Source organism: Frigoribacterium sp. CFBP 13605 (assembly GCF_014839405.1).
Classification (GTDB): Bacteria; Actinomycetota; Actinomycetes; order Actinomycetales; family Microbacteriaceae; genus Frigoribacterium.
The window spans coordinates 1-8,835 of sequence record NZ_JACYNS010000099.1 but is presented as its reverse complement, the minus strand read 5'-3'; the positions used below and the strand labels follow the sequence as shown (position 1 = coordinate 8,835).

General features: G+C 71.7%; 6 protein-coding genes. 4 read left to right on the top strand and 2 right to left on the bottom strand.

The window, feature by feature from the left end:
* Positions 1-1,831: SWIM zinc finger family protein (locus tag IFT36_RS13585; RefSeq protein WP_200413394.1), on the bottom strand; the 1,831-nt coding region annotated here is incomplete at its 3' end.
* Positions 1,832-2,172: 341 nt separating this feature from the next.
* On the opposite strand from IFT36_RS13585, the gene IFT36_RS13580 reads away from it, so the two are divergent.
* Together IFT36_RS13580 and IFT36_RS13575 are read left to right on the top strand one after the other, a co-directional pair.
* Positions 2,173-3,018, top strand: coding sequence for an HAD family hydrolase (locus IFT36_RS13580; RefSeq protein WP_307785112.1), 846 nt, complete (start codon positions 2,173-2,175; stop codon positions 3,016-3,018).
* A complete protein-coding gene (locus IFT36_RS13575) occupies positions 3,015-5,522 on the top strand; it encodes a glycoside hydrolase family 65 protein (RefSeq protein WP_056044802.1) in 2,508 nt (835 codons plus the stop codon). Before IFT36_RS13580 ends, IFT36_RS13575 begins: the two co-directional genes overlap by 4 nt.
* Before the next feature lie 88 nt (positions 5,523-5,610).
* Here the strand turns inward: IFT36_RS13575 and IFT36_RS13570 are convergent, their stop codons facing one another.
* Positions 5,611-7,143 carry an MFS transporter gene (locus tag IFT36_RS13570; RefSeq protein WP_249408637.1) on the bottom strand — a complete coding sequence of 511 codons (1,533 nt, stop codon included), beginning with the start codon at positions 7,141-7,143 and terminating at the stop codon, positions 5,611-5,613.
* A gap of 75 nt (positions 7,144-7,218) precedes the next feature.
* Here IFT36_RS13570 and IFT36_RS13565 point away from each other — a divergent pair, with 75 nt between their 5' ends.
* Positions 7,219-7,875, top strand: coding sequence for a TetR/AcrR family transcriptional regulator (locus IFT36_RS13565; RefSeq protein WP_056044801.1), 657 nt, complete (start codon positions 7,219-7,221; stop codon positions 7,873-7,875).
* 97 nt (positions 7,876-7,972) lie between these two features.
* Positions 7,973-8,835, top strand: an 863-nt coding sequence (locus IFT36_RS13560) for a carboxylate-amine ligase (protein ID WP_200413392.1), incomplete at its 3' end; no start/stop codon positions are given.

The following is an 8,835-nucleotide window of genomic DNA, read 5'->3' as shown; positions in this document are numbered from 1 at the left end:
CGTCGAGCTCGGACCAGAGGCTGGCCTGGTAGCGGTTGATGCGCGGCGCGACCTCCCATTCGTCGAGTGCCGACGCCTCGTCGATGAGCCTCTTGAGCTCGTCGAAGGCCGGGTGGTCGAGGGACAGGTACGAGTGGTCGACCAGCAGCAACTTCTTGCGCCCCTTCGCGAGGGCGGTGATGAGCGGTGTGAAGGGCACGGTCCGTCCCTCGACGGTGACCAGCACGCCGAGGTCGAACCAGTCGCGCTTGTCGGTCGGCATCGTGGTGATGGTCAGTCGGGGCTCGTCGGTCAGCTCGTGGTAGTCGGGCCGCGTGCCGACGAGGTCGACCTGCACGTCGGGTCGTGCCTCGAGTGCCGGCAGCGTGCCGGTCGCGAACTCGGCTGCCGTCACCCCCTTCAGGACCTGGTCGCGGGGGACGACGTCGAGCTCGGTGAGGTCGGGGACGGGGGAGTGGGCCGTCAGCGGTCGGGGTGCCCCGTCGATCGTCCACCGCCAGGTCAGGCGGATAGTCTGCCCCTTCTCGAACCCGACGGTGAGCGTCAGCACGGGCGGCACGATCGTCGGGAACTCGATCGACGCGTCCGAGCTGACGACGTCGACGCGCCGGCGGAGGGTGGGGTAGTAGTCGCGGAGGAACTCGTCGGAGTCGGCGGCCGGGACCACGACCTCGGGCGTGATGGTCAGCAACCGCCGTTGCTCGTCGTCGAGCGGCCCCGCGGTCGGCGCGAGCGTGAAGGTCGGTGCGGGTTCGTGGGCGACGCACCACACCCCGTGGTCGGCGATGACGCCGGTCGACTCCGCGCGACGGGCCACGCCGTCGACGGTGACCCCGGCGGTCAGCAGCATCGAGCCGTCGTCGCCTCGCACCGCGTCGACCGTGACGCGGGCCTCGTCGCCGACGACGACGTCGGTCGCGCGCTTGCCCGTCACGAGCGAGATGCCCAGGCGACCGGCCTCGGCCAGCAGCGGCCACAGCAACGGGCTGGCGAAGTCGTCGACGAACAACCAGTCGGCGTCGCCCGGCGTGTAGGTCGAGACCGCCGACCGGTGGAGCGCCGCGAACTGGCCGAACCAGGCGTGCTGATCGGGCTCGATGGCCAGCCGGTTGAGCTGGTACGGCAGCGACGTCCAGGTCAGGTTGCCGCGCACCCAGTTGCCCGTGCCGCTCAGGGTGACCGGCCGCACGCCGAGTCGCTGCACCGTCGGTCCGCCCTGCCGCCGGGCCGAGGGCGCGACCGCGCGCCCCCGGGTCGAGTGCGCCCGGTCGCGCAGTTCGAAGAGCAGACCCATGCGCGTCGTCCGGACCGAGGAGGCGCGGGTCGGCTGCCCGATCGCCCCCACCGTCGACCGCCAGTCGCTCGCTCCCGTCCCGGACCGGGCCGCCCCGAGCGCGGTCACGCCCCCGGTCGTCAGCTCGTCGACGGTGGGGGCCGAGGCGCTGCGATCGGCCACGGCCCGGGAGTTGCTCTGCAACAGCGTCGCCGCGACGTGCTTGCAGTCGCTGCCGATCGGGCAGGTGCAGCGGCTGCGGACCGGGCGGCTGTACTCGCCGCGGGTCGCCCGCAGGTCGACGACGACCTGGTAGGGCGTCGACTCGGCCCCTCGGACGGTGCCCTCGAGGCGCTCGTCCGCGGGGTTCCAGGCGGTGTCGAGCACGGCTCCGTCGCGGACGTATTCTTTCGCCCGGTTGAAGGCGCGCGGTCCGACGAGCCGGATGACGTCGACGGCGTCGACCATCGGCACGGCCGTCGAGTGGACGGGGCCGTCGGCGTCGCCGTCACCGGCCGGGAAGCCGTCGTGCACGTCGAACTCGTCGCCCAGGTCCATGCCGCCCATGATGTCAGCCGCCGCCGACACCTCCGGCTCGCTCCCCAGGTGTCGTGGTCCTCCCCGGGATCGTCCGCCGGCCCCCGTCGTCCCGCCCCCAGGGCGTGCGTCGTCCACACCCCCGGACGTGTGGCTAGGTGTCGGGGCGCAGCGGTGCCACACTTGACCCGTGGGGCCCACCCCGCACCACCCCGTCGGCACAGCAGCTGGCCCGCACCACCCGCTCGTCCCGTCGCCCCGCGTCATCGTCCTGCCCGAAACGTTCCCGCCTCACCGGCACCGAGCCGTCGTCGCCCCGGTGCCTCTCACCCTGCCCGCACGCTCGAAGGGATCGGCACCCCGTGTCCATCGCCACGCCCCGCGACGCCTCGCGCCTCTCGCACCTCCGCGCCCTGCTCTTCGACCTGGACGGCGTCCTGACGCCGACCGCCGAGGTCCACATGCGCGCGTGGGCCCGCCTCTTCGGCGACTACTTCGCCGCGCACGACCTCGCGCCCTACACCGAGGCCGACTACTTCGAGCACGTCGACGGTCGGCCCCGCTACGACGGTGTCCGGGCGATGCTCGCGGCCCGCGACGTCGTCCTGCCCGAGGGGTCACCCGACGACGACCCCGAGGTCGAGACCGTCTGCGGTCTCGGCAACCGCAAGAACGCGGCCTTCGCCGCCGAGCTCGCCGAGAACGGCGTCACGCCGTACCCGGGGTCGGTGGCCTTCCTCGACCGGGCCCTCGCCGAGGGCGTCCGGGTCGCCGTGGTCTCCAGCTCGCGCAACGCCGTGCCGGTGCTCGAGGCCGCGGGCCTCCGCGACCGCTTCGACGTGATCGTCGACGGCGTCGTGGCCGCGGCCGAGGGCATCGCCGGCAAGCCCGCCCCCGACACGTACCTCGAAGGCGCCCGCCGCCTCGGCCTCACCGCCGACGACTGCGTCGTCGTCGAGGACGCGCAGTCCGGCGTCGAGGCCGGTCGCCGCGGTTCCTTCGGCCTCGTGCTCGGGGTCGACCGGGGCACGGGCGCGCAGACCCTGCTCGACTTCGGGGCCGACCTGGTGGTCGACGACCTCGGCGAGTTGGTCGAGGCGCTCGACCGAACCCGCGCCTCCTCGGCTCCGAATCCCGACCAGGCGACACCGGGCACCCCCTCGACCAGCAGCAGCAGCACCACCGGCACCACGGAGGCACAGTCGTGAACCACATCACGTCCGACCCGCTCGACCGCTCACGGTTCCCCGTCGACGAGTGGGCATTCGTCGAGGACGAGTACATCCAGGGCGACGAGGGCCTCACCGAGACCGTCTTCGCGGTCGGCAACGGGTACCTCGGCCTCCGCGGCAACCCCGACGAGGGGCGCGGCGGTCACTCGTTCGGCACCTTCGTCAACGGCTTCCACGAGACCTGGCCCATCCGGCACGCCGAAGAGGCCTTCGGGTTCGCCCGGGTCGGCCAGACGATCGTCAACGTGCCCGACGCGAAGGTCATCCGCCTCTACGTCGACGACGAACCGTTCGTGCTCTTCGAGGCCGACATCCTCCGCCACACGCGACGCCTCGACTTCCGCGACGGCGTCCTCACCCGCGAGATCGACTGGCGCACGCCCTCTGGCAAGCGCGTCCTGGTGACCAGCCGCCGCCTGGTCAGCTTCGAGGACCGCCACCTCGTCGTCATCGAGTACGAGGTCACGATGCTCGACTCGTCGGCGTCGCTGCTGATCTCGAGCCAGATCCTCAACCGTCAGGACATGGGCGACCAGTACCACGCCGGCATGCGGGCCGCGGCCGAGGCGTTCGACCCGCGCAAGGCCGAGTCGTTCGACGACCGGGTGCTGCAGCCCGTGCTCAACCGCAACGGCGGCACGCGGGCCGTGCTCGGCTACCGCACGACGAACTCGGGCATGACGATCGCGGTCGGCGCCGAGCACCGCATCGAGACCGACGCCGAGTGGGACCAGTCCTCGCAGATCGACGACGACATCGCCAAGCACGTCTACCGCGTGAAGGCGCAGGCCGGCCAGAAGGTCCGCCTGACCAAGACGATCACCTACCACACGAGTCGCGGCGTGCCGCCTCGCGAACTGGCCGACCGGTGCGACCGCACCCTCGACCGGGCCGCCGAGACGCCCACGGCCGAGATCTTCGAGCACCAGCGCGCCTGGCTCGACGACTTCTGGCAGCGCAGCGACGTCCAGGTCGCCGGCCAACCCGAGATCCAGCAGGCCGTCCGCTGGAACCTCTTCCAGCTCGCGCAGGCGACGGCCCGGACCGACGGTCAGGGGGTCGCGGCCAAGGGCGTGACGGGGTCGGGCTACGGCGGACACTACTTCTGGGACACCGAGATCTACGTCCTGCCGTTCCTGACGTACACCTCGCCCAACGTGGCCCGCAACGCCCTGCGCTTCCGTCTGGGCATGCTCGACGCCGCCCGTGACCGGGCCGTCGAGTTGAACCAGCGCGGCGCGCTGTTCCCGTGGCGCACCATCAACGGGCTCGAGTCGAGCGCGTACTACGCCGCCGGCACGGCCCAGTACCACATCGACGCCGACATCAGCCATGCCCTCAGCCAGTACGTCCAGGCGACCGGCGACGAGGACTTCCTGCAGAGAGGTGCCGTCGACATCCTCGTCGAGACGGCGCGCCTGTGGGCCGACCTCGGCTTCTGGCGCTCGAACGGCGACCAGCGGTTCCACATCGACGGCGTCACCGGGCCCGACGAATACACGACCGTCGTCGACGACAACCTCTACACGAACGTCATGGCGCGCGCGAACCTGCGGGCGGCCGTCCGGGCGGTCACCCGTCTGAAGGACGACTCTCCCGTCGCGTTCGACCGGATGGTCGACCGCCTCGGCCTCGAGGAGCACGAGATCACGGGGTGGCAGCTCGCCGCCGAGGCGATGCACATCCCGTACGACGACCACCGGGGCATCCACCCGCAGGACGCCCAGTTCCTCGACAAGGAGCTCTGGGACCTCGAGGCCACCCCGGCGAACAAGCGACCGCTGCTGTTGCACTACCACCCGCTGGTGATCTACCGCTTCCAGGTGCTCAAGCAGGCGGACGTCGTGCTCGCGCTCTACCTGCAGGGCGACGAGTTCACGCCCGAGCAGAAGCTGCGCAACTTCGAGTACTACGACGCGCTGACGACGGGCGACTCGACCCTGTCCGGCGTCGTGCAGTCGATCATCGCGGCCGAGGTGGGCCACCATCAGCTGTCGCAGCAGTACTTCCTGTCGTCCCTCTACGTCGATCTGGCCGACCTGCACAAGAACACGTCCGACGGCGTCCACGTGGCGTCGACCGGCGGCATCTGGAGCGCGCTGGTCAACGGGTACGGCGGCATGCGCGACTGGCTCGGCTCGATCACCTTCGACCCGCGCCTGCCGGCCGACTGGGACGAGCTCTCGTTCCGCGTCGCGATCAAGGGCAGCCGGGTGCGCGTCGACCTCGCCCAGCACGAGATCGTCTTCACCGTCGAGACGGGCGACGCCGTGACGCTGTCCGTCCGCGGCGACGAGTTCCGGGTCACCCCCGAGGCTCCGGTGCGGGTGGCCCTCGAGGGCCAGGGGCCGCGCATCACCACGCGCGTCCCCACGACGAGCGACCTCCGCGGGCTGATGCGCGCTGACGGATCGGTCATCACGGCGTCGATCCCGACGATCAGCGTCGACCGCTACGACGAGGACGAAGCCGCGTCCTGACCCATGCGACGTCCGTCGCCCGGACGACCCGCGCCTCCCCGGCCCCGAGGGCTGAGGAGGCGCGGGTCGTCCGGACGAGGGGGTCGCGTCAGTGCACCGGGACCGGTGCGTCCACGGCGGGCGAGGCCGACGCGTCCACGTCGTCCGACTGCGGGACGCGGCGACGGAACAGCAGGGCCGCGATGACCGCGCCGACCGCGAAGAACCCTGCTCCCCACCAGTACGCCGTGGCGTAGCCGGTCACGGCGGCCTCGGCCGCGACGGCCCCGGTCGCGGGCAGGTGGTCGGCCACGTAGTTCGCGGCCGCGGTCGCCGCCAGGGTGTTGAGCAGTGCCGTGCCGATCGACCCGCCGACCTGCTGGCTCGTGTTGACCATGGCCGAGGCGACGCCCGCGTGTCCGCGGTCGACGCCGAGCGTGGCGGTCTGGATCGACGCGGGCATGATCGAGCCCATGCCGAAGCCCAACACCATCAACGCCGGCAGGACGTTGGCGGCGTACATGCTCTCGAGGTCGAGCCGGGTGAGCAGCAACATGCCGACCACGCCGAGGGACATGCCGAACGGCACCATGATCTTGGGCCCGAAGCGCGGCACGAAGATGTTCGTCGACAGCTGGGCCGCGAGGACGAGCATCGCGATCATGGGCAGGAAGGCCAGGCCGGTCTTGGTCGGCGTGTACCCGAGCGAGGTCTGCAGGTAGTACGTCACGAACAGGAAGATGCCGAACATGCCCGCACCCGCGATGGTCACCGACGCGTAGGCGGCACCCCGGTTGCGGTCGAGCACGATCGACAGGGGGAGCAGGGGGTGCTCGGCCCGGCGCTGCCACGCGACGAACGAGGTGAGCAGCACGACGGCCGCCGCCAGGAAGCCCCAGGTCAGCGGCGAGTCCCAGCCCTGCGTCTCGGCGTTCGAGAAGCCGTAGACGAGCGAGAAGAGCGCGCCGGAGACGAGCAGCGTGCCGGGCACGTCGAGCTTGGGTCGCGGTCCGGTGCGGGTGACGTGCGACACGAAGATCGCGGCCCCGACGATCGCGACGGCGGCGATGACGACGTTGATGTAGAGGTTCCAGCGCCACGAGGCGTACTGGGTCAGGAACCCGCCGAGCAGCAGGCCGATGGCCCCGCCGGCACCGGCGATCGCCCCGAACACGCCGAACGCGCGGGCGCGCTCCTTCGGGATCGTGAAGGTGGTGGTCAAGACGGCGAGGGCGGTCGGGGCGAGCAGGGCGCCGAACGCGCCCTGCAGGGCGCGGGCGAAGACGAGCAGCCCGAAGGTGCCGGCCGCACCGCCGAGGGCCGAGGCGAGGGCGAAGCCGATCAGGCCGATGATGAACGTGCGTTTGCGGCCGATCAGGTCGCTGACGCGGCCGCCGACGAGCAGCAGGCTGCCGAAGGCGAGCGAGTAGGCGGTGATGATCCACTGCCGGTCGCCGTCCGAGAAGCCGAGGTCGGTCTGGGCGGCGGGCAGCGCGATGTTCACGACGGTCGAGTCGAGGACGACCATCAGTTGGGCGAGGGCGACGGTGGTGAGGGTCCACCAGCGCCGGGACGGCGGCGGGGTGGGGGAGGACGAGGAGGCGCGGGTCGCGCCGTCAGGGGAGGTGGAGGCCTGAGACATGAGCGCGAGCATATACGAGTCTCGCCAGTTTCGGATACAGGCAGTTTCGTAAACATCCGAGGTAGAGTCGCCCCCATGACCGACAGGGAAGGCGTGGCGACGACGCCCGCCGAGACCGACCCCGCGACCCCCTCGCGACCGGGTCGCAAGCGCGACCACAGCCGCGACCCCGAGATCCTCCGGTGCACCATCGACGTGCTCGCCGAGACCGGTTTCGAGGGCATGACCATCGAGATGGTGGCCGCGCGCGCCAAGGCCGGCAAGGCCACGCTCTACCGCCGCTGGGCCTCGAAGGGCGAGCTCGTCGTCGACGCGGTGGCCTGCCTCAAGCAGGGGGCCGTCGACCTCGACGGCCTGCCCGACACCGGCACGCTGCGCGGAGACCTCCTGGCGATGATCAAGCCGCACAGCATCGACGACGCCGAGAAGAAGATGCGGGTCATGGCGGGCGTCGTGACGATGCTCTCGACCACGCCCGAGCTGGCCGAGGCCGTCGACGCCGCGATCGTCCAACCCCGTGCCGAGGCCAACCGCCTGTTGCTGCGCCGCGCCCTCGAGCGAGGCGAGATCGCGGCCGACACCGACATCGAGGCACTCGCCCTCGTCACCCCGTCGATGGTGTCGTACCGGGTGCTCGTCCTCCGCAAGCCCGTCGACCGCGACTACCTCGTCGGGCTCATCGACGGCGTGCTGCTGCCCGCCGCGGGGGTGCGCCAGACCGCTCGGGTCTGACTCCGAGGCCAACGGGGCCGCGCCTCCTCGTGACCCGTTCATGTGAAATCCTCATGAAGAGGCGGGCAGAACCGGGCCACGCCCGTACTGTGCAGGCATGAGCGCAGAGCTGACGCTGGGGGCGGAAGAAGAACTGCACCTGATCGACCTCGAGACGGGGCGTCTGTCGGCCAGGGCGCCGCACCTCCTCGCCCGGTTGCCTGCCGACCGCTACGGGGCCGAACTGCAGCGCACCACGATCGAGACCAACGTCCCGGTCGTGACCACCCTCGACGACCTGCGGCGCGAGATCCTGACCCTCCGTCGGGACCTCGTCGAGGTGACGACCGCCGAGGGGCTCGCCATCGGCGCGGTCGGCACGGCCCCGCGCAGCGAGGTCGCCGACTTCGAACTGACGACGACCGGGCGCTACGGGCGCATGCATGAGCAGTACCGCCTGCTCGTGGACGAGCAGCTGATCTGCGGCCTGCAGATCCACGTGGGCGTCGCCGACCGCGACCTCGCCGTGGACGTCGCCGGGCGGATCGCCCCGGTGCTGCCCGCCCTGCTCGCCCTGAGCGCCAGCTCGCCCTACCTCAACGGCCAGGACACCGGTTACGCGAGCATCCGCTCGCTCATCTGGCAACGGTGGCCGAGCGCCGGGGCGACCGGCCCGATGGCCGACGCCGCCGAGTACGACCAGCTGCTCGCCGACCTCATCGGGTCGGGCGTGATCGCCGACAGCGGCATGGCCTACTTCGACGTCCGGCCCTCGAGCCACGCGCCCACCCTCGAGCTGCGCACCTGCGACGCCTGCCCGCTGGTCGACGACGCGGTGCTGATCGCCGGCCTCTACCGCGCCGCGGTGCGCCGGGCCGAGACGGACGTCGAGGCCGGCCGCCCCGCCCGGCACCGGGCGGCGCCGCTGCACCGGGCCGCGATGTGGCAGGCGGCGCGCAGCGGGCTCGCCGGCGAGCTGCT

What these genes read in the sequence shown, in the direction of transcription:
- IFT36_RS13570 (WP_249408637.1), bottom strand. Translation starts at nt 7,143, where the DNA reads ATGTCTCAGGCCTCCACCTCCCCTGACGGCGCGACCCGCGCCTCCTCG.
- IFT36_RS13565 (WP_056044801.1), top strand. Translation starts at nt 7,219, where the DNA reads ATGACCGACAGGGAAGGCGTGGCGACGACGCCCGCCGAGACCGACCCC.